At 65.3% G+C, this 25024-nt stretch carries 20 protein-coding genes; 15 read left to right on the top strand and 5 right to left on the bottom strand.

The window, feature by feature from the left end:
- Positions 1 to 95 precede the first annotated feature (95 nt).
- On the top strand, positions 96 to 908 hold the full coding sequence (locus tag GE073_RS24560) for an MBL fold metallo-hydrolase (RefSeq protein WP_153784596.1): 813 nt from the start codon (positions 96 to 98) through the stop codon (positions 906 to 908).
- Here GE073_RS24560 and GE073_RS24555 read toward each other — a convergent pair.
- Entirely contained in the window at positions 871 to 1122 is a 252-nt protein-coding gene (locus GE073_RS24555; protein WP_052333049.1) for a hypothetical protein, read from the bottom strand. The genes GE073_RS24560 and GE073_RS24555 overlap by 38 nt on opposite strands.
- 265 nt (positions 1123 to 1387) lie before the next feature.
- Here GE073_RS24555 and GE073_RS24550 point away from each other — a divergent pair, with 265 nt between their 5' ends.
- From GE073_RS24550 to GE073_RS24525, 6 genes are all read left to right on the top strand, one after another.
- Entirely contained in the window at positions 1388 to 2710 is a 1323-nt protein-coding gene (locus GE073_RS24550; protein WP_028598035.1) for a S1C family serine protease, read from the top strand.
- Between the two features lie 98 nt (positions 2711 to 2808).
- Positions 2809 to 2976, top strand: a complete 168-nt coding sequence (locus GE073_RS24545) for a CxxH/CxxC protein (protein WP_084136798.1) — start codon at positions 2809 to 2811, stop codon at positions 2974 to 2976.
- A gap of 261 nt (positions 2977 to 3237) precedes the next feature.
- The gene (locus GE073_RS24540) at positions 3238 to 4041 is read left to right on the top strand and encodes an alpha/beta fold hydrolase (RefSeq protein WP_153784595.1); all 804 of its coding nucleotides are present in this window, start codon (positions 3238 to 3240) and stop codon (positions 4039 to 4041) included.
- Positions 4042 to 4185: 144 nt separating this feature from the next.
- Positions 4186 to 4620: a YciI family protein gene (locus GE073_RS24535; RefSeq protein ID WP_028598037.1), complete on the top strand. Its 435-nt coding sequence runs from the start codon at positions 4186 to 4188 to the stop codon at positions 4618 to 4620.
- A complete protein-coding gene (locus tag GE073_RS24530; RefSeq protein WP_028598038.1) occupies positions 4617 to 5861 on the top strand; it encodes an RNA polymerase sigma factor in 1245 nt (414 codons plus the stop codon). The genes GE073_RS24535 and GE073_RS24530 overlap by 4 nt, the downstream gene beginning before the upstream one ends.
- A gap of 28 nt (positions 5862 to 5889) precedes the next feature.
- On the top strand, positions 5890 to 6234 hold the full coding sequence (locus tag GE073_RS24525; protein ID WP_028598039.1) for a DUF1801 domain-containing protein: 345 nt from the start codon (positions 5890 to 5892) through the stop codon (positions 6232 to 6234).
- 119 nt (positions 6235 to 6353) lie between these two features.
- Here the strand turns inward: GE073_RS24525 and GE073_RS24520 are convergent, their stop codons facing one another.
- Entirely contained in the window at positions 6354 to 11270 is a 4917-nt protein-coding gene (locus GE073_RS24520) for a DUF7507 domain-containing protein (protein ID WP_194843486.1), read from the bottom strand.
- Between the two features lie 184 nt (positions 11271 to 11454).
- On the opposite strand from GE073_RS24520, the gene GE073_RS24515 reads away from it, so the two are divergent.
- The 5 genes from GE073_RS24515 (at position 11455) to GE073_RS24495 (ending at position 18092) form a co-directional block, all read left to right on the top strand.
- Positions 11455 to 12870 carry a cytochrome ubiquinol oxidase subunit I gene (locus GE073_RS24515; RefSeq protein ID WP_153784593.1) on the top strand — a complete coding sequence of 472 codons (1416 nt, stop codon included), beginning with the start codon at positions 11455 to 11457 and terminating at the stop codon, positions 12868 to 12870.
- Positions 12857 to 13876 (top strand): cytochrome d ubiquinol oxidase subunit II, encoded by a 1020-nt coding sequence (cydB, locus tag GE073_RS24510; RefSeq protein WP_153784592.1) that lies wholly within the window; start codon positions 12857 to 12859, stop codon positions 13874 to 13876. Before GE073_RS24515 ends, cydB begins: the two co-directional genes overlap by 14 nt.
- Positions 13877 to 13910: 34 nt before the next feature.
- Positions 13911 to 15695, top strand: a complete 1785-nt coding sequence (gene cydD / locus GE073_RS24505) for a thiol reductant ABC exporter subunit CydD (protein WP_153784591.1) — start codon at positions 13911 to 13913, stop codon at positions 15693 to 15695.
- Positions 15692 to 17788, top strand: a complete 2097-nt coding sequence (locus GE073_RS24500) for an amino acid ABC transporter ATP-binding/permease protein (protein WP_153784590.1) — start codon at positions 15692 to 15694, stop codon at positions 17786 to 17788. The genes cydD and GE073_RS24500 overlap by 4 nt, the downstream gene beginning before the upstream one ends.
- A gap of 73 nt (positions 17789 to 17861) precedes the next feature.
- Positions 17862 to 18092 (top strand): hypothetical protein, encoded by a 231-nt coding sequence (locus tag GE073_RS24495; protein ID WP_028598044.1) that lies wholly within the window; start codon positions 17862 to 17864, stop codon positions 18090 to 18092.
- Positions 18093 to 18189: 97 nt separating this feature from the next.
- Here the strand turns inward: GE073_RS24495 and GE073_RS24490 are convergent, their stop codons facing one another.
- Positions 18190 to 19047: a class II fructose-bisphosphate aldolase gene (locus tag GE073_RS24490; RefSeq protein ID WP_028598045.1), complete on the bottom strand. Its 858-nt coding sequence runs from the start codon at positions 19045 to 19047 to the stop codon at positions 18190 to 18192.
- A gap of 355 nt (positions 19048 to 19402) precedes the next feature.
- On the opposite strand from GE073_RS24490, the gene GE073_RS24485 reads away from it, so the two are divergent.
- Positions 19403 to 20896 carry a protein adenylyltransferase SelO gene (locus tag GE073_RS24485; protein ID WP_028598046.1) on the top strand — a complete coding sequence of 498 codons (1494 nt, stop codon included), beginning with the start codon at positions 19403 to 19405 and terminating at the stop codon, positions 20894 to 20896.
- Between the two features lie 387 nt (positions 20897 to 21283).
- Positions 21284 to 22192 carry a 3-hydroxyacyl-CoA dehydrogenase gene (locus GE073_RS24480; RefSeq protein ID WP_028598047.1) on the top strand — a complete coding sequence of 303 codons (909 nt, stop codon included), beginning with the start codon at positions 21284 to 21286 and terminating at the stop codon, positions 22190 to 22192.
- A 362-nt stretch (positions 22193 to 22554) separates the two neighbouring features.
- Here the strand turns inward: GE073_RS24480 and GE073_RS24475 are convergent, their stop codons facing one another.
- Complete coding sequence (locus tag GE073_RS24475) at positions 22555 to 23313, bottom strand: SDR family oxidoreductase (RefSeq protein ID WP_028598048.1); 759 nt, start codon at positions 23311 to 23313, stop codon at positions 22555 to 22557.
- 160 nt (positions 23314 to 23473) lie between these two features.
- Here GE073_RS24475 and GE073_RS24470 point away from each other — a divergent pair, with 160 nt between their 5' ends.
- Positions 23474 to 24061, top strand: a complete 588-nt coding sequence (locus tag GE073_RS24470; RefSeq protein WP_228551773.1) for a TetR/AcrR family transcriptional regulator — start codon at positions 23474 to 23476, stop codon at positions 24059 to 24061.
- Between the two features lie 202 nt (positions 24062 to 24263).
- On the opposite strand, the gene GE073_RS24465 is transcribed toward GE073_RS24470, so the two are convergent.
- Positions 24264 to 24962 carry a glycosyltransferase family 2 protein gene (locus GE073_RS24465; protein ID WP_153784589.1) on the bottom strand — a complete coding sequence of 233 codons (699 nt, stop codon included), beginning with the start codon at positions 24960 to 24962 and terminating at the stop codon, positions 24264 to 24266.
- Positions 24963 to 25024 lie beyond the last annotated feature (62 nt).

The following is a 25024-nucleotide window of genomic DNA, read 5'->3' as shown; positions in this document are numbered from 1 at the left end:
TCCAGCAGACTGTAGAGACGCCGGACGGACAATGGTACAATGGGACTTTAAGGGCTTGGATGGCCTTGCGGGCCATGGAAGGGAAGGCAAGGAGAATGGAATTCCGATTTACCGTGCTGGCCAGCGGCTCGACCGGCAATGCGACGGTCGTGCAGAGCGGGGACAAGACGGTGCTCGTCGATGCCGGGCACAGCCTCAAGAAGCTCGAAGAGCTGATGGGCAGCCGGGGCATCGCCGGCCATGACATCGACGCCGTGCTCATCACGCATGAGCATTCCGATCATATCAAGGGACTGGGCGCCCTCGCGCGCAAATACGAGCTGCCCGTGTACGCCAATGAGGCGACATGGGCAGCCCTGGAACGCCATGCCTCCCACGTGCCGCCCGAGCGGCGGATCGTGATGGGCACGGGCGAGGAGATGCGGTTCGGCAGCATGACGGTCCGCTCGTACCCGATCTCGCATGACGCGGCGGAGCCGGTCGGCTATACGTTCACGGACGACGGCTACAAGCTGAGCCTCGCGACGGACCTCGGGTATGTCAGCGATCTGGTGCGGCGCAGCATCATCGACTCCGACGTGCTCGTGCTGGAGTCCAACCACGACCCCGAGATGCTGCGCATGGGCCGCTACCCGTGGAACATCAAGCGCCGCATCCTCAGCGACATCGGCCATCTGTCCAACGAGGCGGCCGGCGAGGCGCTGTGCGAGCTGATGACCGACCGCACGAGGCGGGTCTACCTCGCGCATCTGAGCCTCAACCATAATCTGATGGATCTGGCGAGGCTGACGGTGAACGGCGTGCTGGAGGACCGCGGGCACTTTTTCCGCAAGGACGAGCATCCGCTGCGGGACACGCATCCGTACGAGCCTACTCCATGGGATCAAATAAAGCGGAAAGCGCTCTGAGCGGCTCGCTGTCGCCGGCCTCGAGCTGAGCGGACTTCTGCTCAAGCTCCTCGCGGGTGAGGATGCCCTTGTCGACGAGCAGCTCCAGCATGGCGCTGAGCGCCAGCAGCGTCCGGTACTGCGTATCGCTCAGATCTCCGAGCTTGCCCATGACCGCGACCTGGTTCCAGGCGCTTGGAGCGGCGTCCGGAGTGGTAATGAGCTTTATATCCATCGGCTTTCTTCCTTTCCCGGTATCGGCTGGATGAGCGGGCAGGCAGCGCTACATAGTGGATTTATCGGCGTCACGCTGCAACATTTGAGCTTTCGCCTCCGTCTAAAAGGGGAGCCTAGGCTCGCCCTATCATTATTCTAGACGCATCTTCCGAAATCATTCCAAGAAGAGAAAAAACATCCTGTAGTCGAACCAGAAGCAGCCACGTATGCTTAGAAAATAGAGCAATCGAACGCGTGCGCAAACCACGGGAGGAGCGGGTATCATGGGTTTGTTCGAGGATGAGTTCTATTCGACAAAGATCTCCCGGCGCGCCAGCAAGACCAGCCGCAAGCAGATGTCCGGATTCCCCTTGCGCAGCCGCAAGGACTGGGGAGCCGGCCGGCTCGCCCTCTTGTCCGGGGCCTCGGGAGCCGCGATCGTGCTTGCGCTGGCGCTCGCCCTTGGCGGCGGCAGCCCGGAGGCCGCGGTCGAGACGGCGGGGACGCCGGCGGCGAGCGGACTCGTCGCCCCCGGCGATGCGATCCAGCAGACCGTCGCCGCCTCGTCCAAGGTGCGTCCGGCGGTCGTGAGCGTCGTCAACGAGCAGGCGGCGTTCCAGCCGCAGCCGCAGGACGGCGAGGACGCGCCGCAGGACGCCGAGCTGCACCCGGCCAGCGTCGGGAGCGGAGTCATCTTCGCCAAGAAGGACGGCAAGGCGTATCTGATCACCAACAACCATGTCATTGACGGCGCGGCCGGGCTCAAGGTCGTCCTGATCGACGGCGAGACGCGTCCGGCCAAGCTGGTCGGCGGCGACTACATCACCGATCTGGCCGTGCTGGAGATCGACGGCGAAGGCATCGAGACGATCGCCGAGATGGGCGACTCCGCCAAGCTGCAGTCCGGCGAGATGGTCATGGCGATCGGCAATCCGCTCGGCCTCGGCGACTCGCTGTCGATGGGCATCGTCAGCAAGACGAAGCAGATCATCCCGGTGTCGCTCAGCCAGGACGGCAACTACGACTGGGAGCAGGAGGTCATCCAGACCGACGCCTCGATCAACCAGGGCAACAGCGGCGGGCCGCTGATCGACATGCAGGGCCGGGTAATCGGCATCAACAGCATGAAGATCTCCGACATCGGCGTCGAAGGGGTCGGCTTCGCCATTCCGGTCAACAACGTCATGCCGATCGTCGATCAGCTGATGAAGACCGGCGCGGTTCCTCGCCCTTATCTCGGCGTGTACACGCTCGACCTGGCGTCCTATTACGCCCAGCAGGGGCTCGGCGGCGGCGTGCCGGACGCGGAGGACGGCGATGCCGCGGCGCAGACGCCGACCTCGCCCGGCGGTCCGAAGCTGCCGCCGGAGGTCACCTCGGGCGTCATCGTGCTGGAGTCGGTCGGACCGGCCAGCGAGGCCGGCCTGCAGTTCAACGACGTCATCACCAAGCTGGACGATCAGCCGATCGGCAGCACGATGGAGCTGCGCAAGTACCTGTACGGCAAAAAGCGCATCGGCGACAAGATCAAGGTGACGTTCTATCGCGACGGCAAGCCGGATGCGGTGACGTTCAAGCTACAGGACAAGAGCGAAGAGGAAGAGTAGGAGAAAGCGGGTCGCCGGCGGGATGCCGGCCCCGCTTTTGTGGTATAATGGCGGTAATCGACATCATTTCAGGAATGAGAATAGGGGTAGGTCATCGAATGTATTGCGTGTGCAAGGGACATATTGAGCTGGCATTGGACAAGTTCGTGGATGAGTACGAGGATGCGCCGGACATGGTGGATCTGAACGAGACGCACTTCGCGAATTGGGACCCGCCGGTAAAATGTGACTTGTGCGAGGAGAAGGCGGAATTCCTCATCGTATAAGCCCGGCAAACGTTTCGAGCGCTAAAGTCTTTCCCGAAAGGGAAAGGCTTTTTTTGCTTTTCCGCATGCATGCGCGCGCCCGAAGTCCGGACTGTGGACAGCTGGCGGCGTATCCACGGAGAGCTGTGGAAAAGCGCAATCGCCCCCTTGCGGAGAGCTTATCCACATGTGGATGAAAAAAATCCGGCGCAGCTGTCGATTCGTCCGCTTCCTGTTCGTCGTGTAGATAAAGGCCACCAATCCGCATGAAGGAGAATGATCATGAACATCGCCATTTCGAAGGACGGAACCCGCATCGCTTATGAAAAGACAGGAAAGGGACCGGCTGTCGTGCTCGTGACGGGAGCGTTCAGCTACCGGAGCTTCCCGGACCAGGTCGAGCTGGCCCGCCTGCTGTCCGACCGCTATACCGTCTACTACTATGACCGCCGGGGAAGAGGAGACAGCGGGGATGCGGCCGTCTACGCCCCGCAGCGCGAGGTCGAGGATCTGGAGGCCGTGCTGGCGGCGGCCGGGGAGCCGGCCTGCGTATGGGCGCTGTCCTCCGGAGCGATGATCGCCCTGCGGGCGGCTGCAGGCGGAGCGGACATCGCGAAGCTTGCGCTCCACGAGCCCCCCTTCATCGTCGGGGAACAGGACCGGCGGCCGCCGGCGGACTTCGAGGAGCAGACGCGGAGGATCGCCGCCGCTGGCGACCGGGCGGAGGCGGTGCGTTATTTCATGACCGAGGGGCTGGGCGCTCCGGCGTTCATCGTGAAGATGATGCGGATGATGCCCGGCGTATGGAAAAAGCTGCTCGCGGTCGCGCACACGCTGCCCTACGACGCGGAGCTCATGTCCGGCTGGATGGACGGAAAGCCGCTCCGAGCGGATGACTGGAGCGCCGTGACGACGGAGACGCTCGTGCTCGCCGGCACGGAAAGCCCGGCCGCCCTTCGGCGGGGAGCGGAGGCGATCGCGGCCGCGCTTCCATCGGCGGCGCTATGCAGCGCCCAAGGGCTCGGGCATACGAAAAAGCTCCAGCCGAAACGGATCGCGGCCGAGCTGAACGCCTTTTTCGGCTAAATGGCCTCGGACTCTCCGCAATTGGAAGGGATAGGAAAGGGCAGGCGCGAAAATAGAGAGGACGCGATGTCGATTCCTCCGCGCCGTGATCGACGTGTAGATAGGAAGGGAGCCGAGGCTCTCCTAACCAAAGGAGGATACACGATGAAATTCATGATGATCGTCAAAGGAACGACCGATTCCGAGGCCGGCGTGCTGCCGGCCCCGGAGCTGATCGAAGCGATGCAGCGCTACAACGAGGAGCTGGCGCGAGCGGGCGTGCTGCTGGCGGCGGACGGCTTGCAGGCGAGCGCGAACGGCATCCGCATCAGCTATCCGGAGCCCGGAGGCAAGCCGAAGGTGGTGGACGGGCCGTTCACCGAGACGAAGGAAATCATCGCCGGCTACACGCTGATCGAGGTCAAGTCGCGCGAGGAAGCGATCCAATGGGCGATGCGCATGCCGGACCCGCATGGCGGCGGACAGGGGCAGATCGAGCTGCGGCAGGTGTTCGAGCCGGAGGAGCTGACGCCGGATGCCGAGTGGCGGCAGCGCGAAAACGAGCTGCGGCGGCAAGTCGAGTCGCAGCGCCGAGGATGAGCGAGGTCCGCCGGACGATCGAGGCGGTGTGGAGCATGGAGGCGCCCAAGCTGATCGCCGCGCTCACCCGCCTGACTCGGGATGTCGGCATCGCCGAGGATCTGGCGCAGGACGCGCTCGTCGCGGCGCTGGAAAAATGGCCGCAAACCGGCCTGCCCGACAACCCGGGCGCTTGGCTCATGACGACGGCGCGGCGGCGCGGCATCGACCTCATCCGCCGCAGCCGGCTGCGGGAGCGCAAGTACGAGCAGCTGGCGGGCCATACGCCGCTCTATGCGGAGGATGAGCCGGATCTCGGCGAGGGCGTCGGCGACGATCTGCTGCGGCTGATCTTCCTGACCTGCCATCCCGTGCTCGCTCAGGAATCCCGCGTCGCGCTGACGCTGCGGCTGCTATGCGGCCTGACGACGGAGCAGATCGCCCGCTCCTACCTCGCCGCCGAGCCCGCGATCGCCCAGCGGATCGTGCGCGCCAAGCGCACGCTGGCGGCGAAGCAGGTCGCGTTCGAGCTGCCGGAGGGGCGGCAGCTGCAGGAGCGGCTGTCCGCCGTGCTCGAGGCGCTGTACCTGATGTTCAACGAAGGGTACGCGGCGACGTCCGGCGACGACCTGCTGCGGCCGCTGCTTTGCCGGGAGGCGCTGCGGCTGAGCCGCGTGCTCGCGGAGCTCATGCCCGGCGAGCCCGAAGTCCACGGACTCGCCGCTCTGCTCGAGCTCCAGTCGTCGCGGCTCCGCCAGCGGGTCGCGCCGGACGGACGGCTCGTCCGGCTGCGCGACCAGAATCGCGCCCGCTGGGACCGGCTGCATATGCGGCGCGGACTGGCAGCGCTGGAGCGGGGCCGCTCGCTCGGCCGGCGCTATGGGCCGTATCTGCTGCAGGCGGCCATCGCCGCCTGCCATGCCGAGGCTCCGTCCGAGGCGGAGACGGACTGGGTGCGCATTTCGGCGCTGTACGAGGCGCTGATGCAGGGCCAGCCGTCTCCGGTCGTCGAGCTGAACCGCGCGGTCGCCGTGGCGATGGCGTTCGGGCCGGCGATCGGCCTGGCGATCGCCGACGAGCTGGAGCGGCGCGGCGAGCTTGCCGGCTATCATCTGCTGCCGAGCGTGCGCGGCGAGCTGCTGCAGCGCCTCGGGCGGCCCGCAGAGGCTCGCGCCGAGTTCGAGCGCGCGGCCGGTCTTGCCCGCAATGCCCGCGAGCGCGAGCTGCTGCTGGAGCAGGCGGCGGCTTGCGAAGCGATCTAAATCTATCACGTCGAGGAGAGATGACTTGATGAATCCCGAAGTAACCGCATTCCTGGAAGCCCTGAACGAGCCGTGGCAAGCGGAGCGGTCCGCCGAGCTGCGGCAGCTCGTGCACGATACGATCCCGGACGTGCAGGAGCGCATCCAGTACAAGAAGCCTCATTTCTTGAAAAACGGCAAGTATGCGGCCGTCATCTCGACGTCCAAGGACGCCGTCAGCTTCACGATCTTCAACGCCGAAGGGCTGGAACTGCCGGAGGGGCGCTTCGACGGCCCGCCGGAGCGCAAGACGATCAAGCTGCGCAAAGGCGACGCCGTGGAGACGGAGCTGCTGGCGCCGCTGCTCGCGCAGGCGAGCGCCGGGCTGGGCTGAGCGGAGGAATTCCGATCGTCTGGCGCATCAGCCGCCTGCATGCAGACATAAAACAGGAGGGACCCATTTGGGATCCCTCCTGTTTTTTGCTTCCAGCCCCGAGGCTGGCCGAGAGGCGCTTATTCTTCTTCCTCCTGGACGGCGAGCACGAGCCGGTTGGAGCGGGCTCTTGCTCGGAGAAGGCTGCCGCTCTCGTCCCGGAACGAGTAGCCGACGAGCGCGACGTTGACGAGCTCTCTCGCGTGCAGCGGAGAAGCGACGCGGACGCTGAACTGGACGATCCGCTCCGCCCCCGGGGCGAGATTGCCGATCGGCAGTCCGGACAGGGAAGGCCGGGCCGGCGGGGCTCCGTCGATCACGAGGCTGCCGGGGACGAGGCTCAGCCCTTGCGGCAGCGGATCGGACAGCGTCAATCCGGTCGTGGCGACCGAGCTCGAATTGCGGATCGCGATCCGGAACAGGACGACGTCCCCCGGCGTCGTAACGGCGCGATCCGCGCTCTTGCGCACCTCGAGCAGCGAAGGAAGGATGCGGACGGAGGCCGACGCCTGCTGCGGATCGACGCCTGTCGCCGAGGTGCGCGCGGTATTGACGATCTCCGAGCCGGTCGGAGCGGAGTCCGGCACCAGGTACGGCACGGAGAGGATCGCCCGGGCGCCGTTCACGGTCGTCGGGGAGCCGCTCGGCAGCAGGTTGACGACCGTATCGATGCCGAGCAAGGTGTCGACGATGCGCACCGGGCTCAGCGGCACGTTGCCTGCATTGCGCACGGCAATCAGGAACGCGATTCGCTGTCCCGGCCGCGCGACGGCCGGAACCGCCTGCTTGGTGAGGATCAGCGCCGGACGAGGCAGCACCGTGAAGCTGGCGACAGCCTGGGCCGGAGGCGTCTGGTCGCTGACGGCCGTCACGATGTTGGTGATGACCGAGCCCCCCGGCGCGGCGGCGGGAACGATGTACTCCACCTCAAGCACGACCGACCGGCCTGCCGGAATTTCCGTGATGATCTGGGAGAAGCCGAGCACGCGGTCGACGACCCGGATGTTCGTCACCGGCGCGTTCGAGTCGTTGCGCAGCTCGATCCGGTAGGTGACCGTATCGCCTGGCGCGGCTGCCGTGGCGCTGACGGACTTGAGCACCGCGAGGCTGAACCCGCTCCGTACCGTCACGGCAGCGGAGCTTTCCGTTGGAGGCGTCTCGGCGCTCGTGACGGTCGCCGTATTGATGAACACCTGGCCGGCCGGCGCCGTCTCCGGAATCCGGAACGGCTGCCGGATCGTCTCCGACTGTCCGATGCCGAGCAGCGGCAGCACGGCATTCAGGCCGATCAGCGTGTCGGAAAGGACGACATTCGTCAAAGGCACGTTGCCCGTGTTGCTGATGGTCAGCGAGTAGATGACCGTCTCGCCCGGGAACGCGGCCGGCGTGCTCGACGACTTGAACACGGCCAGGGCCGGAGCCGGAGATACGGTGACGATCGCCGTGTCTTCGCCAGGCGGAGTCTGATCCGATTGGGCGACGACGGTATTGGCGATGACGGTGCCTGCCGGCGTGCCGGGAGGAACGGTCAGCTGCGTCGGGATGACGACCGACTCGCCCGGTCCGAGCTCGGGCACCGAGACGCCAAGCTGCGTCACCGGATCGGCGATGAGCACATTGGTCAGCGTCAGCGGAGACGGGTTGGTCACCGTAATCGTGTAGACGATCGGCTCCATCGGCGCGGCTGTCGCCCGGTCGGAGGTCTTGACGACGACGAGCGTCGCGGCCGGATCGATGCCGACCCGGGCAGAGTCCATGACGGGCGGCGTCTGATCCGACTCGGCCACCGCCGTGTTCACCAGCACCGTATCCGACGGCGCGTCGGCCGGCACGGCATAGACGGCGGTCAAGACCGATGTCTGCGCCGGTCCGAGCGCGGCGATGACCGTATCGAGCGCGACGAGAGGGTCCTGCACGCGGATGTTCGTCAGCACGACATTGCCGGTATTGGTCAGCGTATAGGTGTAGGTGATCGTCCCTCCGGGCGAGACGATGGAGACGTCGGCGACCTTGCTCAGCTCCAGCGCCGGGTCGGCCTCCACCGTGACGGCCGCGTCCGCGGATTCGGTCGGCGCCTCATTGGACGAGGCCGTGGCGACGTTCGCGATGACCGTGCCGGGAGCGGTCCCTGCGGGCACGACGTAGGTGCCGGTAAAGGAGACGAACTCGCCCGGGATGAGCCGGTCCAGCGTCTCGAGCAGGCCGAGAAGCGGATCCTGCACGACGATGCCGGTCAAGTCGGCTCCGCCCGTATTGCGCACGACGACGACATACTGGATCACGTCTCCCGGAACCGCCGTGACGCGGTCGGCTGCTTTTTCGATGCGGATGTCGAACGTCGGCAGGACGAGCACCTCGGCCGAATCCTGCTGCGGATCGGTCTCGTCGGACCGGACGATCGCCGTGTTGACGAGCACCGTGCCGGGCGGCACGGTCAGCGGCACCGTATAGGTCCGCTGGAATTCGGCGGTCTGTCCGGGCGCAAGCGAGCGGATCGTCTCGTTCAAGCCGAGATCAGGGTCCGTGACCCGCACGTTCGTCAGCGCGACATCGCCGACATTCACGACCTGGATCGTGTAGAGCACCGTATTGCCCTGCAGCACCTCGGTCCGATCCGCCGTCTTGGAGAACAGCAGCTCCGGCACCGTCACGATCGTCAGGCGGGCGACGGCTTCATTGCTTCTCACCGGCGTGCCGTCCTCGGCCGTGCCGGTCGCCACCGCCGTATTGACGAGCACGCCGCCCGGCGGCACGGTGGACGCGACATACACGAACTCAAAGCGGAACGACTCGCCCGGCAGAAGCTGCGCCTGAGCAATCGTGAGACCGAGCACCGGATCCTCGATGGTGATGTCGCGCAGCGTGAACAGGCTCGTATTGGTCGCGGTAAACACATACAGGGCAGATTCTCCGAGCCGTACCGTCTCCGGCGTGACGGACTTGGAGAGCTTCAGGCTCTCGGGACCGGCGACGACGAACACCGTCTCGGAATCCTCGACCGGACCGGTCTGATCGGTCTTCACCGTGACCGTATTCGAGATGCGGCCATCCTGCACATAGGGCGGCGATGCCGTGATCGACACCGTGATTTCCCTCGTCTCCCCGATCCCGAGCGTAAACGGAGGCACGGATACGGGGATAAGCGAGTCGTTGACGAATACGTTCGTAAGCGGCACGTTGCCGGTATTGGTCACGCTGATCGTGTAGACGACTTCTTCGAACTCCACGACGACTTCCCGATCCGCGCTCTTGATCACCTCGATCCCGGGAAGGGCGTTCACCTCGACGACCGCCTCCGCGTCGTCGCCGGCTTCGTCGCTGATCGCGGTCACCCTGTTGAAGAACGGGCCGGCGGGGGCATCCTCCGGAATCTCGAACGGCACTTGCAGCAGCACGCTTTCCCCGATGCCGAGCTCGTCGATGAACTCGACATAACCGAGCGTCGGGTCATCCACGACGATGTTGTGCAGGATCGTATCGCCGGTGTTGATGACCTCGATCGTATAGGTGACGAGATCGCCCGGATTGACGGACGTGATGCCGCCTGTCGATTTGGTGACCAGGATGGCCGGCGAGGTGGAGCGGATGTTCGGGATGTCGATGTACTCGCCGAACTCGATGTCGATCGTAAACGGAGGGACCGGCTCATAGCCGGGAGGAGCGGCGATTTCCTGGACAAAGTAACTGCCGGGCAGCAGCTGGAAGGCGACGACTCCGTTCTCACCGGTGACGACCTGCACGTAGGAAGGGCCCTGGAACAGGAACACCGCTCCCTCGAGGCCTGCTCCCGTCTCGATATCGTACTTCCGCAGGAAGACGTTGACGAGGCTGCGGAAGTTCGTCAGCTGCAGGAAGACGGTCTCGCCGGAAAATTGGATCGTGAAATAGAGCGGCAGCGGCTCCGGAATGTAGCCGGGCGGAGGCGTGACCTCGACCACCTCGTATTCGCCGAGCGGCAGCCCTCCGAACAACACCCGGCCGTAGCTGTCGGTTACGCCCGTAAGCTCGATGCCAGGCGGATTGAGGCTGACGACGGTAATCCCGACGCCTTCAAGCGGATTGCCGCTCTCGTCCGTCTTGTAGATTTCCACGGCGCCCGTATCGCCGAACACTTCGAGGCGGTCGACGCCGATCGGCACGAGGCCGACAGGAATCTCGGCGATCAGCTGGTCCGTAGCCGTGTCGATGACGATGACGCTGTCCGTGCTCGTAATGGCGACATAAGCCTCGCGCAGCGTCGTGATCGTGATGCCTTGGGCGAGCGGATTGGTCGGGACGGGCAGCACGGAGCCGCTGCCGGGCACGATGACGAACACGTTGCCGTCCGCGTCGGTCGCATACAGCTTGGAGCCGTCGGGCGTCAAGGCGAGGTTCTGAAGATTGGGACTGACCGCGATGACGTCGATGACCGTGTTGGTAAGCGCGGCGATGACGGCAATGCCGGTTTCGTTGATGGCGTAGACCAGGCTGCTGCCGGGATCGACGACGATGCCGGCGCCGGCCGGCGGGCCGACGTCGATCGTGGCGATCGCGGCCAGCGCGACGGTGTCGATGACGGTGACCAGACCGGTGGAGCTCGTCACATAGGCGCGCTCGCCGTTGCTCGCGACCGCCACTTTGAGCGGCGTGCCGACGCCGGGGAGGGGGATCGTGGCGATGACGGAGTTCGTCCCCGTGTTGATGACGGACAGGTCGGAGCTGCCCTCGTTCACGACATAGACAAGCGAGTTGTCCGGCGAGACGGCGATGCCGTTCGGCTGCACGCCGACCGGTATCGTCGCCTCCACGAACAAGCCCTCGCCGTTGATGACCGAGACAGTGCTGCTGCCTTGATTGGTGACGTAGACCCGGTTGATGATGCGGGCCGCTGCAGGGTATTGGGGAGCGCTTCCGACCGGTATTCGGGCAATCTCCGTCTTGCTGGCCGTACTGATGACCGACACGGTGTCCTCGCCTGAATTGGCGACGAACACGAGAATAGAATCAAGACCTGGCACTCTTTCACCCGCCTTTCCTGTTCCTTTAATCCCAATCTTCATAGCCATATGTGGAGAGGCTCGGCTGATATGCCGCACGCCTTGCGTCGGCCTTGTGATTTCCATCACAACCCCGGCGTGCGATTGCTGGCACAATAGACCCAGCTAGAAGCCTCACCCATTTAGGTCGAAAGAAGGGGAAAGCATGGATGTGGTCGAGCTGTCGCGGCTTCAGTTCGCGTCGACGACGATTTTTCACTTTTTCTTCGTGCCGGTCAGCATCGGGCTCGCGCTGCTGCTCGCGATCATGGAGACTCTCTACGTGCGCCGGGGAGACGAGACGTACAAGCGCATGGCCCAGTTCTGGGGCAAGCTGTTCCTGATCAACTTCGCGATCGGCGTCGTGACGGGCATCCTGCAGGAATTCCAGTTCGGCATGAACTGGTCGGACTACTCGCGCTTCGTCGGGGACGTGTTCGGCGCGCCGCTCGCGGTGGAGGCGCTGCTGGCGTTTTTCCTGGAGTCGACGTTCATCGGCATCTGGATCTTCGGCTGGGATAAAGTGTCCAAGAAGATCCATCTGCTGTCCATTTGGATGGTCGCGCTCGGCACGACGATGTCCGCCTTCTGGATCCTCACGGCGAACTCGTTCATGCAGCATCCGGTCGGCTTCGCGATCACGAACGGGCGGGCGGAGATGAACGACTTCTGGGCGCTCGTCACGAACGGCCAGGCGCTCGTCGAGTTCCCGCATACGGTATTCGGCGCGTTCGCCACCGGGGCGTTCCTCGTGCTCGGAATCAGCGCCTGGAAGCTGCTGCGGCGGCAGGACACGGACTTTTTCCTCCGGTCGTTCAAGATCGCCGCGCTCGTCGCCGTCAGCTCCTCGATCCTCGTCGCCTTCGCCGGCCACTGGCAGGCCCAGTACCTCGTACACACGCAGCCGATGAAGATGGCCGCCGCCGAAGGGCTGTGGGGCGAGAGCGGCGATCCGGCCGCGTGGACGGTCGTCGCCAGCATCGATCCCGAGAACAAGGTGAGCAAGCATGAGCTGCAGATTCCGTATCTGCTCAGCTTCCTCTCCTACAGCCGCTTCAGCGGCGAGGTGAAAGGGATGAACGAGCTGCAGGCCGAGTACGAGCAGCAGTACGGCCCGGGCGACTACATCCCGCCGGTGCGCACGACGTTCTGGAGCTTCCGCATCATGGTCGCCGCCGGCATGGCGATGATCTTCATCGGCCTGTACGCCTCGTGGCTCATCTGGCGCCAAAAGCTCGCCGGCATGGGACGCTGGTTCCTGCGGCTCTGCTTCGCCGGCCTGCTGCTGCCGCCGATCGCCAATACGGCCGGCTGGTGCATGACGGAGTTCGGCCGCCAGCCGTGGACGGTGTTCGGCCTGATGACGACGGCGGACAGCGTGAGCCCCGGCGTCACCGCCGGCGAGGTGCTGTTCTCGCTGATCGTATTCAACGGCATTTACGCGGCGCTGGCCGCCGTGCTCGTGTACCTGTTCGTGAAGGTCATCCAGAAAGGGCCTTACGCGTCGGCGGAAGAAGAGGCGGATGCGGGGCCGCTGCCGCCGCGCCGCCCGGGAAAGGAGGCGCCTCATGCTCACGCTTAGCGATCTGTGGTTCATCCTGATCGGCGTCCTGTTCGTCGGCTTCTTCTTCCTCGAAGGGTTCGACTTCGGCGTCGGCATGCAGTCGCAGCTGCTCGCCCGCACGGAATCCGAGCGGCGCGTCATGATCAACTCGATCGGCCCGTTCTGGGACGCCAACGAGGTATGGCTGCTGACGGGAGCGGGCGCGATGTTCGCGGCGTTCCCGCACTGGTACGCGACGCTGTTCAGCGGCTTCTACGTGCCGTTCGTGCTCGCTCTCCTCGGCCTCATCCTGCGCGGCGTGGCGTTCGAGTTCCGCGGCAAGGCGCAGAGCCTGGGCTGGAAAAGGACATGGGACGCCGCGATTCTGACCGGCAGCTTCCTGCCGCCGTTCCTGCTGGCCGTCGTGTTCGCCTGCTTCATCCGCGGCCTGCCGATCGATGCCGACATGGAGATGCATGCCTCGCTGCTGGGCGACATCGTGAACGGCTATACGGTGCTCGCCGGCATCGCCGTCGTGCTGCTGTGCAATGTGCACGGCCTGCTGTTCACGGCGCTGCGCGTCACGGGCGAGCTGCAGGAGCGGGCGCGGCGGCGCGCCCGGCTGCTGCTGCTCCCGACCGGCGTGGCGCTCGCCGGCCTCGTCGCCGCGACCGCATTCGAGACGGACATCTTCGACGTCCGCGGGCCGCTCCTCTACGCGCTCTGCGCCGTCGGCGCGGCGGCGCTCGCGCTCGCCTGGCGGCTGGCCGGCGCCGGCCGCGACGGCTGGGCGTTCGGCATGACGGGGCTGACGCTCGCGGTGATGGTGTCGTCGGTCTTTATCGGCCTGTTCCCCCGGGTCATGGTCAGCAGCCTCGACGCCGCCTACAGCATGACGGTCGCCGGCTCGGCATCGGGCGCCTACTCGCTCAAGGTGATGACGATCGTGGCGCTGACGCTGCTGCCGTTCGTGCTCGGCTATCAGGCGTGGAGCTACTTCATCTTCCACAAGCGCGTCCATGCCAAGGACCATCTGGAATACTAGAACGAGATCGAGACGAAGGAGACGGTGAGCGCGGATGGACCGGAACTTGCTGACGTACAAAGGAATCCACAAGGCGCTGGGTCTCATCGGCGCGCTTGCCGTCCTGCAGACCGCCTGCATCGCGCTCGCGGCAGCGGGACTGGCGGAGGCCGTCTCCTCGCTGTTCGCGGGACAACCGGCGAAGGAGCAATGGCGCCCGGCGCTGTTGTTCCTTCTTGCTTTCTTGGGAAGGCATGGCTGCGCGGCGCTGTCCGCCCGCATCGCCTGGCGGTTCGCCGAGACGACGGCCGCCGCGCTGCGGCGGGCGATGCTGGAGCGGCTGCTGCGGCTCGGCTCCCGCGCCGCCGGCGACCTGGGCGTCGGCGGCTGGGTAACGCTCGCGCTGGAGGGGACGGGCAAGTTCCGCGCCTACCTCGAGCTGATCCTGCCGCGGATGGCCGGCATGGCGGCGACGCCGGCGCTGCTGCTCGTCTGCGTGCTGGCGCTCGACCGGCTGAGCGCCCTCATCCTGCTCGTGACGCTGCCGATCCTGATCGTGTTCCTCATCCTGATCGGCATGACCGCGCGCGGGCAGATGGACCGCCAGCTGGCGACGTACCGGCGGCTCGCGGGCCACTTCGTCGACTCGCTGCGGGGGCTGGAGACGCTGTTCGTGCTCGGCCGCAGCCGCTCGCATCGCCGCAGCATCGAGGACGTCAGCGAGCGGTACCGGGCGGCGACGATGAAGACGCTGCGCGTGGCGTTCCTCAGCTCGTTTGCGCTCGATTTCTTCACGATGCTGTCGGTCGCCTCGGTGGCGGTCAGCCTCGGCGTGCGGCTGGTGAACGGCCAGATGGAGCTCGTCACCGCGCTCACGGTGCTGATCCTCGCGCCGGAGTATTTCCTGCCGGTGCGCCAGGTCGGTGCGGACTTCCACGCCACGCTCGACGGCAAGGAGGCCGGCGAGGCGATGCGCGCCGTCATCGAGACGCCGGTGCCGGAGGCGAGGCTGCTCGGCGCGGCGGCGGAGCGGACTGAAGCAGAGGGAGCAGGGGCGGAAGGCGGGGCTTTTCCCCCGTATCGCGATCCGTTCGCCTGGGGGCCGCACAGCCGCCTGCGGCTGGAGGGCGTCGGCGTCCGGCATGGCGACGGTCCGGCCTCGCTGGAGAGCGTCAGCCTGGAGCTGCGCGCCGGCGAGCGCGTCGGCATCGTCGGAGCGAGCGGCGCGGGCAAGTCGACGCTGCTGGGCGTGCTGGGCGGCTTCCTCGCTCCGACGGAAGGCTCGGCCGTGCTGGAGAGCCGCCGCTGGAGCGGCTTGACGGCGGACGGCTGGCGTTCGCAGATCTCCTACATTCCGCAGCGGCCGCATCTGTTCGGCGGCACGCTCGGCGACAACATCCGGTTGTACCAGCCGGAGGCGACGGATGAGGAGACGGCCGCCGCTGCTCGGGCCGCCGGCCTCGGGCCGCTGCTGCGCTCGCTGCCGCTCGGCCTGCAGGAGCCGATCGGCGAGGGCGGCCGACAGCTGAGCGGCGGCCAGCGGCAGCGCGTGGCGCTCGCGCGGGCGCTGCTCGGACAGCGGCCGATCGTGCTGCTCGACGAGCCGACGGCGCATTTGGACATCGAGACGGAGTATGAGCTCAAGCCGTCGATGCTCCCTCTTTTTGAAGGGCGGCTCGTCGTGCTCGCGACCCATCGGCTGCACTGGATGGAGCAGATGGACCGCATCGTCGTGCTGGACGGCGGCCGGATCGTCGAGTCCGGCACGCCGGAGGAGCTGATGGCGCTTCGCGGCGCCTACTATGACCTGGCCACGGCCGGATGGGAGGAGACCGCATGAGCCGGCCGCGCTGGATTGCACCGTATCTGTCCCTCTACCGGTGGCGGATGCTGCTGTCGCTGCTGCTCGGCACGCTGACCGTCTTCGCCGCCGCGGCGCTCATGTTCACGTCCGGCTTCCTCATCTCCAAGTCGTCCACTCCGATCGAGAACATCCTCATGGTCTACGTCCCGATCGTCGGCGTGCGCGCCTTCGGCACGAGCCGGGCCGTGCTGAGCTATGTCGAAAAGCTGTGCAGCCACGACACGGTGCTACGCATCCTGTCGAGCATGCGCGTGCGGCTGTATCGAATTTTGGCGCCGCAGGCGATGGAGCTGGCGGCGCGCTGCCGCACGGGCGACCTGCTCGGACTGCTCGCCGAGGACATCGAGCAGCTGCAGCAGGTGTTCCTGCGCGTCGTGTTCCCGGCCGCTGCGGCGCTGGCGCTGTACGCCGCCGTCGTCGCGGGACTCGGCCGCTTCGATGCCGGCTTCGCCCTGTTGGCCGGCCTGTACCTGCTGCTGCTGATCGCCGTGCTGCCGCTCGTCTCGCTGCTGCGGACGCGCCGCGCCCAGCGGCAGGTCAAGGAGCGCCGGGCCCGCTTGTACCGGTCGCTGACCGACGCCGTGCTCGGGCTCGACGATTGGATGCTGAGCGGGCAGCAGGCGCGCTTCCTCGGCGGCTACGAGGATGACGAGCGTTTCGTCGCGGCTGCCGACGGCGAGCTGCGCCAGTGGGCGCGCCGCCGCCAGCTGCTCGGCCAGGCGCTCGTCGGCTTCGCCGTCGTCGCCGTCGTCGCCTGGGCGGGCGGCGAGGCCGGAGCCGGGCGGCTCGAGCCGACGCTCATCGCCGCGTTCGCGCTGGCGGCGTTTCCGCTGGCGGACGCCTGGCTGCCGCTGTCCGAGGCGGCGGAGCGCATCCCCGCTTATCGCCGTTCGCTGGAGCGGCTGAGAGGCTTGCAGCAGGCGGGAATGAACGGGGAGGATTACTCGATCATACAAAATGTTACCGAGGAAGTGAGAGAATTCGAGATAAAGAAGGAGAATAGAGAAGTAGATGCAGTTAAGCATGCTAGAGAGCTTGCGGCAGCGGGGGCGGTACGGAACGGGCTGACGGGCGGCGCATCCGGCGGCGCATTCGGCCTGGCGGGGGGAGGCGGATGGAGCGGGACGGCCGCTGCGGCGGAGCGAGGACTGGGGAGCGAGAGCTTCCAGAAGGCTGACGCATCGGAGCGGAGATTGGGGATCGAGCGCTTGCAGAAGGCTGGCGCATCGGAGCGGCGGCGCAGGGATAGAAGCTTCCGAGGGACGGCTGACGAAGGGAGCGCTCTGCATCTGCGCCGCCCGTCGGCGGTGACGGTCGAGCTTCGGGACGCCGGCTATCGCTACGGCGGCGAAGCGGCCTGCGCGCTGAAGCATGTCGATCTCTGTCTGCCGCAGGGCGCGAAAATCGCCGTGCTCGGCCCGAGCGGCGCGGGTAAGTCGACGCTGCTCAAGCTGCTGTTCGGCGCGCTGAGGCCGACCGCCGGGAGCGCGCGCATCGGCTCGCGGGCGGCGGCCGACTACGGCGAGCGGATCTCGGAGCTGGTCGCCGTGCTGAACCAGGCTCCGCATCTGTTCGACGACACGATCGCGGCGAACATCCGGCTCGGCCGTCCGGAAGCGACGGACGCCGAGGTGGCGCGCGCCGCCTCGCTGGCGCGGCTGGACGCGGTGACGGAGTCGCTGCCGCTGGGCCTTGCCACGCGAGTGGAGGAGGCGGGCAAGCGCTTCTCCGGCGGCGAGCGGCAGCGCATCGCGCTGGCCCGCATCCTGCTGCAGGACGCGCCGGTCGTGCTGCTCGACGAGCCGGCCGCCGGGCTCGATCCGCGCACCGAGCGCGAGCTGCTGGCGACGATCTTCGCCGCGCTGGAGGGGCGGACGATCGTCTGGGTGACGCATCATCTCGCCGGCGTCGAGCGCATGGACGAGATCGTGTTCCTGGACCGCGGCGAGATCACGATGCGCGGCACCCACGCCGAGCTGCTGGCGCGCGAGGAGCGGTATCGGCGGCTGCGGGAGCTGGACCGGGGCGATTTCCGTCGTGAAGCGGCCATCTTCAAGCGAAGGGATTGAAAGAGGAGAATCGGCCTATTTTTTATTATGAATTTTTTTAATAAAATGGATGTCATTGGGAGGTGCTAGAAAATTGAATGAAGAAGATGTGCAACAAATCATTCAAAGTCTAACTAATTCTGCTGGCTCCAACCAAGAGATAGCGGGCAAGCTTCAATTCATGGAAATGTCCGTTTCTTCCATGGCCGATCAGCTTGAAGAAGCGAATCGGAATCTGGAGATTCTTCTCTACCTGATAGGTGCGATGATCGTCTTGATCGCGATCGGTCTGGCATTCCTGATTTTCAAAAAAGCCAAGTCTTGATCTGCGCGGGTTCGTGCCGAGACAAGCGTCGCTAGAGTTGCCAAAAAAGCCCCTGCGCCGCCGAAGCGGAAGCAGGGGCTTGCTTTTGTTGGGAGCCTTACGCTTTGCCGGAAGAACCGAACTCGCGCATTTTGCCTTGAACCGTCGCCTTGATGGCGTCGCGGCCTGGGGCGAGGAATTTGCGCGGATCGTAGACTTCGAGGTCTTTCGTCACGATTTCGCGGACTTTTTTGGTGAACTCGATCTGGTTCTCGGTGTTGACGTTGATCTTCGCCGTGCCGAGGCCGATGGAGCGCTTGATGTGCTCGGTCGGGATGCCTGTGCCGCCGTGCAGGACGAGCGGCAGCTTGATCGTCTGGCAGATCTCTTCCATCTCTTTGAAGCCGAGGTTCGGCTCGCCTTTGTAAGGGCCGTGCACGGAGCCGAGGGCCGGAGCGAGGCAGTCGATGCCGGTGCGCTGCACGAGCTCGAAGCATTCCTTCGGATCGGCGTAGATGACGCCGTCTGCAACGACGTCGTCCTCTTGGCCGCCGACAGTGCCGAGCTCGGCTTCGACGGACACGCCTTTGCTATGCGCGTACTCGACGACTTGCTTGGTCGTCGCCACGTTCTCTTCGAACGGATGATGCGAAGCGTCGATCATGACGGACGTGAAGCCGGCGTCGATCGCAGCCTTGCACTTCTCGAAGCTGGAGCCGTGGTCGAGGTGGATCGCTACCGGTACCGTGATCTTCATCTCTTCGATCAGGGCGCTGACGATGTTTGTCACGACCTTGAAGCCGCCCATGTAGCGGGCTGCGCCTTCGGAGACGCCGAGGATGACCGGGGACTTCTCTTCTTCGGCGGCCGCGAGGATCGCTTGCGTCCACTCCAGGTTGTTGATGTTGAACTGGCCGACCGCGTAGTGCTCCTCGAGCGCCTTGTTGAGCATGTCCTTCATGGAAACGAGAGCCATTGTAACTCCTCCTAATGTCTGATGTCTGCAGCAGGTTTCTCCTCATGCCGGGGCATGAGAATGGCAAAGTAGGGCCTCGGCCCGTGCTTGTCTTTCGTTATTTTAACATAAATGAGGGGCTTTGAACCTGCAATTTCAGACATGAATCGCGCGCAATTCGTTACGAAAAGAAGGCATTGGGCTTAAAATTCCGCTAAAGCGTGGCAATTATGCGCGATATGGAACAAGCTTCCTTCAGAATCCGGGCAGGCGGCAAGGCGGTTCCAGGGGAGCCGCCGGAGGCGGATTCGCTTGCGCCGTCCGGCAAGGGGTATACTGGAGGAAACGTTGGCTAGGCCAAGGAGGTCATCCAAGCATGAGCGAAACGAAGGCAAGCGCCGCGGCGGCAGGCTGGCAGCTGGAGAACGGCTACGCCGAGCTGCCCGAAACGCTGTTCACCAGGCAGCATCCGCTGCCGGTCCGCGCGCCCGCGCTGGCCGTGCTGAACCGCCCGCTGGCAAAGGAGCTCGGACTCGATGCCGACGCGCTGGCAGGCGCGGACGGAGCGGAGGTGTTCGCCGGGAACCGGCTGCCCGAGGGCGCCGAGCCGCTGGCGCAGGCTTACGCGGGGCATCAGTTCGGCTACTTCAACCGGCTCGGCGACGGGCGCGCGGTGCTGCTCGGCGAGCAGCGGACGCCTTCCGGAGGGCTGCGCGACATCCAGCTCAAGGGCTCCGGGCGCACGCCGTACTCGCGCGGAGGCGACGGGCGCGCCGCGCTCGGCCCGATGCTGCGCGAATACATCATCAGCGAAGCGATGCACGGGCTCGGCATCCCGACGACGCGCAGCCTCGCGGTCGCGACGACCGGCGAGCAGATCGTGCGCGAGTCGCTGGAGACCGGCGCGGTGCTGACCCGCGTCGCGGCGAGCCATCTGCGCGTCGGCACGTTCCAGTTCGCTGCCCAGTGGGGCTCGCCGGACGAGCTGCGGCAGCTCGTCGACTACGCGCTGCGCCGCCACGATCCGCAAGGGTGGAGCGAGGCCGAGGCGGCGGGAGCGGACGGCTCCGCCCGCGCGCTGCGGCTGCTGCAGGGTACGGTCGCGCGTCAAGCGCCGCTGATCGCGTCGTGGCAGCTCGTCGGCTTCGTGCACGGCGTCATGAATACCGACAACATGACGATCAGCGGCGAGACGATCGACTACGGCCCGTGCGCTTTTCTCGACCGGTTCGATCCGGCGACGGTGTTCAGCTCGATCGACTCGCAGGGACGCTATGCCTACGGCAACCAGCCATATATCGCGGCCTGGAACCTCGCGCGCCTCGCGGAGTCGCTGCTGCCGCTGCTGCATGAAGACCAGGAGCAGGCTCTGGAGCTGGCGGAAAGCGCGCTCGCGGCGTTCGAGGGCGCCTATCACGGGCACTGGCTGGCGGGGATGAGAAACAAGCTCGGCTTGCTCGGCACGGAAGAAGGCGACGAGGAGCTCGCCGCCGGGCTGCTGCGGCTCATGCAGGAGCAGGGCGCGGATTATACGAACGCGTTCCGCGCCTTGACGCTCGGGCAGGCTGAGGCGGCCGGGCTGGGCGGCGACGGGTATGCGGACTGGCTCCGAAGCTGGCGCGAGCGCCGCGGACGTCATGGCGACGCCGCCGCATCGGAGGCGCTCATGCGCCGCAGCAACCCGAGCGTCATCCCGCGCAACCATCGCGTCGAGGAGGCTTTGGCGGCGGCCGAAACGGGCGATTTCGGCGTCATGGAGCGGCTGCTGGCCGCTCTGGCCGACCCGTACGCCTATACGCCTGAGCAAGAGGAATACGCCGGGGCCGCCCCGGCTAGCGATCGTCCGTATCGGACGTTCTGCGGGACGTAAGGGCCGGACCCGAGGCCACGGGCTCGAACCAAGGCACAAACCTGCCTTGGATCGGGCGGACCCGGGCTCGAAAGCCAAAACCAAGGCACAAACCTGCCTTGGATCGGGCGAACCCGGGCCCGAAAGCCAAAACCAAGGCACAAATCTGCCTTGGATCGGGCGGACCCGGGCCCGAAAGCCGAAACCAAGGCACAAACCTGCCTTGGATCGGCGAACCCGGGCCCGAAAGCCGAAACCAAGGCACAAACCTGCCTTGGATGGGCGAACCCGGGCCCGAAAGCCAAAACCAAGGCACAAACCTGCCCTGGATGGGCGGCTCATCTGCGGATGAGCCGCTCTTTTTTGGACATCTTACTCCTATATTCCAGATAAGGGAGACGATGAACGATGAGCTTCAGCCGCATCACCGTCGCGGGCAGCGGCGTGCTGGGCAGCCAGATCGCGTTCCAGGCCGCGTTCAAGCGGTTCGACGTGACCGTATACGACATCAACGACGAGGCGCTGGCCAAGGCGAAGGAGCGCATTGAGGCGCTGAAGCCGCGCTACATGGCGGATCTCGGCGCTTCGCAGCAGGAGCTCGACGACGCCTACAGGCGCATGGCGTTCGAGAGCGACCTGGCCAAGGCGGTCGAGCATGCCGACCTCGTCATCGAGGCGGTGCCGGAAGTCGTCGACATCAAGACGGACTTCTACCGCCGGCTCGGGGCGGTCGCACCGCTGCACACCGTGTTCGCGACGAACTCGTCGACGCTGCTGCCGAGCCAGTTCGCCGAGGCGACGGGGCGGCCGGAGAAGTTTCTTGCGCTTCATTTTGCCAATGAGATCTGGAAAAACAACACCGCCGAGATCATGCGCCATCCCGGCACGGACGAGGGCGTGTTCGGCGCGGTCGTCGGCTTCGCCAAGAAGATCGGCATGATCGCGCTGCCGCTGCGCAAGGAGCAGCCTGGCTACATCCTCAACTCGCTGCTCGTGCCGCTGCTGGACGCCGCGCAGCTGCTGCTCGTCAAGGAGGTCGCCGACGTCGAGACGATCGACAAGACGTGGATGGCGGCGACCGGCGCGCCGCTCGGCCCGTTCGCGATCCTCGACGTCGTCGGCATCAACACTGCCTACAACATCGGCCTCGCCAAGGCGAAGGCGACCGGCGACCCGCTGTACCAGGCCGTCGCGGACAAGCTCAAGCGCGACTACATTGACCAGAACCGGCTCGGCCGCGAGACCGGCGCCGGGTTCTACACCTATCCCGACCCGAGCTTCGCGCGGCCGGACTTTCTGAGCGCAGAGGTCAACTGATACCGCAACTCCATTCCTCTTTCGCGCGTCCATGTTAGGGAAAGAACTCGCATCTGCGAGTGCGAGCGAAAGGGAGGACGACTTCGTGAACGTACGTGCCGCTGCGCCTGATCGAAGAGGTGCGTCAACGGTGTTTGTTATGCTCATCATCCTGCTTTTTTGCTTCGCTTGCACAAACCATACAGATGGTGATGGGAGTAAAAAGGAAAGCATTTCAGTGCATCATTTAAAAGGTTTAATCCAAAGCGGGACGACGTTGAATTGGGAAAGGTGCTGCCTGCTCACATTTGTGAGAAGCAGCACCTTTTTCACAGAAGGCCACTTTCAACGAACTCATTCAGCTCTTGGAACAATTGCCTTCCTTAGTAAGCCGTCCAGCCGGCATCGGCCGCGATGACCGTGCCGTTGACGAAGCTGGAGTCGTCGGAAGCGAGGAACAGCGCGACCTTGGCGATCTCCTCGGCCGTGCCGACGCGCGGGTTGACGCCCATGCCGGCCATCGCGCGGCTCATGCCGAACTCGTTCGGCTGGCCCATCGTGGCGCTGATGTTCGTCTGCACGCCGCCCGGAGCGATGCCGTTGCAGCGGATGCCCTTCGTCGCGTACTGGAAGCCGACGTTTTTGGTGAAGCCGACGACGGCATGCTTGGATGCCGTGTACGCCGCGCCTGCGCGCGAGCCGTTCAGGCCGCCGGCCGAGGCGATGTTGACGATGACGCCGCTCTCCTTCTCCAGGAAGATCGGCAGCACTTTGCGCACGGTGCGCATCGGACCGGTCGTATTGACCGCGAAGACGCGCTCCCACAGCTCGTCCGTCAGATCGCCTGCCGGCACGAAGCCGTCCATGATGCCGGCGTTGTTGACGAGGATGTCGACGGTGCCGAATTTCTCGACTGCGGCGTCGATCAGCGCCTGCACGTCCTCTTCCTTGGCGACGTTGGCGGCGACGGCGAGCGCTTGTCCGCCTTTGCCCTCGATCTCGGTGACGACCGTCTGCGCGGCCTCCAGGCGCAGGTCGCTGACGACGACCTTCGCTCCCTCGGCGGCGTACAGCTCGGCGATCGCCTTGCCCATGCCCGATGCGGCTCCCGTGACGACGGCTACTTTTCCATTCAGCTTCATTCCGAAGTCCTCCTTCGCATTTATGAATAAATGTTGACTAACTATACAGGTGACGCCTTCAGTATAATACGGAAGAAGGGACCTGGATATCCGTAAAACAGGCGGTTTTGTCCATTAATGAACAAGATGAAAGCGCTTGTTGACGAAAGCGAGGATGGAGATGGCTGGAAAAGTGGATCCGCGCGTCGCGCGCAGCAAAACGGCGCTCAAGCAGGCGCTGCTCGGGCTGCTCGAGGACAAGGAATTCGAGGCGGTCACGATCACGGAGATCGTGCTGACGTCCGGGTACAACCGGGGGACGTTCTACAAGCATTACGACAACAAGGAAGCGCTGCTCGAGGACATCCTGAACGATCTGATCGAGGGACTGCTGGAGGCGTTCCGCTATCCGTACGAGCAGACGGAGGTGTTCCGCGTGCATCAGCTGCCGCCGGGCTCGGTGAAGATCTTCGACCACTTCATGGAGCATGCGCCGACATACCGCATCCTGAGCCGCAGCCAGGTCATGCCCGCGCTGCGCGAAAAGATGTTCCGGGCTCTGAAGGACATCTCCTCCCGCGAGCTGCTGCCGGAGCTGGACGGCATCGACGCCGAGCTGCTGGCGGACTATTCCATCTCCGGCCTGCTCGGCATCCTGTTCCACTGGATCGAGAGCGGCTTCGCGCGCTCGCCGGCCTACATGCAGGAGCAGCTGGTCAAGATCATCCGCTTCCGTCCCGACGAGCTGCAGACGCGGCCATCGACGTAGGCGGTCAGGGTTTCAAATAAAGGCGCGCGTCGTCGTCCGAGCTTTCGGCACCGGCTTGCAAGCGTTTTGGAAGGCTAGAGACGTCGATACATCTCTGTGCTGATCTATAACCATGTGGCAATATAGAAGCACGAATTCCGATATATAGCTTGAAGTGCTCGCCGAGCCAAGCCGGCGGTCCAAGCCCGCGCGCCCTCCGGCGTCACGCCTTGCGGTCGGCGAAGCGACGGTAGTCGCGGGTAACGGCGAGCAGCCGGCTTCCTTTCCGATAGAACCCGTCGTCGACGCGCCAGGTGTGCGTGCTCTTGTTCCGGCGCCTCATATAGACGTAGTTGTACGGCGACGTCGCGCGGATGCGGTAGCCCTTGCGCTTGCAGCTGCGCAGGAAGCGGACGTCCTCGCCGAGGGAGCGGTCCGGGAAGCGGACGCCCTTCAGCACGCGCCGGTGGAACAGGATCGTGCCGCCTTGCACGAAGTCGGCCTCCTTGTCCCTCTCCTTGGGCGAGCGGATGAGCAGCTGCCGGCTGGCTTCCAGATAGACGAGGCAGGAATGCTTGCCGACGACGGAGCTGCGGGTGCGGCGGAGCTCCTTCACCTGCTCGCTCAAGTAATCGGGAGCATAATAGTCGTCGTGGTCGAGCTTCGCGATGAGCTCGTGCTTGGCGCGGGAGATGCCGCAGTTCAGGCACTGGCCGAGCGAGACGCGCTCCGGCACCCGGTACACCGAGACATGGGGCAGCTGCCGGGCTTGGCGGCGCAGCTGGCGGATGTCGGCCGAATCGAGGTTGACGATGACGATCAGCTCTTTGCGGGCATAGCGCTGGCGCTTGTAGTTGGCCAGGATGTTCGCGAAGAACTCGGGCCGGTTCGTGCAGGCGATGATCGAGACGCCGAGAGGCATGGCAGCAGGCTCCTTCGTAGCTTTTCTGTCACTATATGTAGCGCGGCGGGCTTGAGTCCGCC

It is taken from the genome of Paenibacillus sp. B01 (assembly GCF_009649995.1).
Lineage (GTDB): Bacteria > Bacillota > Bacilli > Paenibacillales > Paenibacillaceae > Paenibacillus_O > Paenibacillus_O pasadenensis.
This window is presented reverse-complemented; position numbering and strand designations above follow the sequence as displayed.